At 58.1% G+C, this 1,770-nt stretch carries 1 protein-coding gene and 2 pseudogenes; all 3 read right to left on the reverse strand.

What is annotated here, in order from left to right:
- A pseudogene (locus AC06FA_RS19875) lies at positions 1-450 on the reverse strand (hypothetical protein); the annotation flags it as partial.
- A 114-nt stretch (positions 451-564) separates the two neighbouring features.
- The gene (locus AC06FA_RS19880; protein WP_478069787.1) at positions 565-1,425 is read right to left on the reverse strand and encodes a hypothetical protein; all 861 of its coding nucleotides are present in this window, start codon (positions 1,423-1,425) and stop codon (positions 565-567) included.
- 111 nt (positions 1,426-1,536) lie between these two features.
- A pseudogene (locus AC06FA_RS19885) lies at positions 1,537-1,770 on the reverse strand (hypothetical protein); the annotation flags it as partial.

Raw genomic sequence — 1,770 nt, forward strand, 5'->3', positions numbered from 1 at the left:
TTCCAGTGATGCAGCTGGGTCATCAATACGGCTTGACCGGGGAGTGTATCTGCGCTGCATCACGTCCCAGACGTCGGCCTGGCCGATGTACATGTAACCGAGCCGTACCGTGCGGACCGATGCATCGACCGTAATGTGCATCCGCTCACCAGGCTTGAACGGCTGCAGCGATGGGTACTCCAATGCGAGTGAGAAGCTTCCATCGTGCTCGGGCCCCATCTGTGTGCTGAAGTAATTCTGCGGCAACTCCAGCTGATGGGGGCCCACGCAGGCCCGCTCGATGGGTGAGGGAACCTGGTAGGGATTGATCGGCTGGTTGTCGATTGTGATCGAACAGCCTTGCTCATTCGTCAGAAGGCGCGGCGGTCTACCCGGCGTTTCAGCCTGCGCGCACGCACCCAGCAAGAGCGTGATCAACAGGCCAGCCACTGGCGACTTCAACGGTTGCATTGCGATCCTTGCGATGAGACACGGGCAAGCGTACGGCGACACGTCTGCCGTTCGTTTATGTTGCGACCATCGTTGGTAGTCCGCTTGTTCGTCCTCAGGGCGAGATTCACATGACTACCGGGTTCTTTCCGCAGCACTGTTGTCGATCAGCAGCGCACGGGAGCGCTCCCTGATCGTCTTCCAGTCCGCAATGCCTTCCCGCGGATAGTGCACTTCGGCAATGACACTCAGTTCCTCGATGACAAACCGCTGGTTGCACTCGGCAAAGCCAAAGACCGGCTTCTTGACCATCTTTCCATCACGGTACATGACACCCGATTCCGCGACATCCCGGGTGGTGCACTTGATCAACTGGTCGATCTGGTCCGCTGCATTGCGGGAAACGAACCAGTCGTACTGCCAGTAAATGTGCTGGATGATCGGTGCGCGTTCATCGAATCCCTGCTTCCGGTAGAACTCCTGAACCTTTGCCACGTCGACGTAGTAAGGCACCAGGCCATGCACTGGATCACCTTTGATGCGCTCTTCCAGAGTCTCGGACGGATCGCCTTGCTGGTATTCCTTGCGCGTGTAGCTCTTGCGCATTACGTCCCACAGGTTGACGCGATCAATGTAGGTATAGTCGATTCTGACGGTGCGAATGGAGACATCCGCACTCAGGTTCATCCGCTCCCCGGGCTTGAACGGCTGCAGCGATGGGTACTCCACTGCGAGTGAGAAGCTTCCATCGTGCTCTGGCCCCATCTGTGTGCTGAAGTAGTTCTGCGGCAACTCCAGCTGATAGGGCCCCACGCAGGCCCGCTCGATGGGTGAGGGAACCTGGTAGGGATTGATCGGCTGGTTGTCGATTGTGATCGAACACCCCTGCTCATTCGTCAGAAGGCGCGGCGGTCTACGCGGCGTTTCAGCCTGCGCGCACGCACCCAGCAAGAGCGTGATCAACAGGCCAGCCACGGGCGACTTCAACGGTTGCATTGCGATCCTTGCGATGAGACACGGGCAAGCATACGACGGGAGAAGAGAGATACGTCGACAGCGAAACCAGCGATGCCGGCGCCCTTCATGTTCAGGGAATCCTTCACAGGATCAGCTCCCGCCTACCGTGGAAATGTTGTCAGTCAGAAGCGACGCTGCGCGCTTTCCGATCTCTTGCCACTTCGCCAGGCCCTCACGCGGATACTGGATGTCAACGATGGTGTTCAGTTCTTCGATAACGAACGTCTGCTGGCATTCGGCGAATCCAATAACGCGCTTCTTCACCATCTTTCCATCACGGTACTCCACGCCCGACTCGGTGATCTCGCGTGGCGTGCACCGAAT

The sequence above is a fragment of the Stenotrophomonas sp. Steno-C17 genome, from assembly GCF_056393165.1.

Coding starts and splice junctions, on each gene's coding strand:
- AC06FA_RS19880 (WP_478069787.1), bottom strand. CDS start 1,425: ATGCAACCGTTGAAGTCGCCCGTGGCTGGCCTGTTGATCACGCTCTTG.